Here is a 296-nt window from a genome sequence, read left to right as displayed (position 1 = left end):
GCTCCGCTCCCTCCATGGGCGCAAAAAGTGGGAGCACATCTGGGCATATTACAAGCTGCCCATTGCGATCATGCTCATCGTCGTCTATATCCTTGGCTATGCAGCCTACCGTCATGTGTCGAAAAAAGAGGATGTGCTTTACCTTGGTCTGGTAAATATCACTGCCGGGTCTGATCTGACGGAACAGCTTACCACCGGCTTTGCCGAGGCGCAGGGTCTGACCAAAAAGCAACAGGTCGATCTGCTGTCTGGCATACTGCTCCTCTGCGCGTTCGCTTTCGCTGAGCAGTATGCCA

General features: G+C 53.7%; 1 pseudogene. It reads left to right on the top strand.

What is annotated here, in order from left to right:
- Window positions 1-296 (top strand): annotated as a pseudogene (locus P0G09_RS19315) (hypothetical protein); the annotation flags it as partial.

It is taken from the genome of Faecalibacterium sp. DFI.5.82, from assembly GCF_029076575.1.
Taxonomy (GTDB): domain Bacteria; phylum Bacillota; class Clostridia; order Oscillospirales; family Ruminococcaceae; genus Faecalibacterium; species Faecalibacterium duncaniae.
The sequence above is the reverse complement of the archived record's forward strand: the minus strand, read 5'-3'. Positions and strand labels throughout refer to the sequence as shown.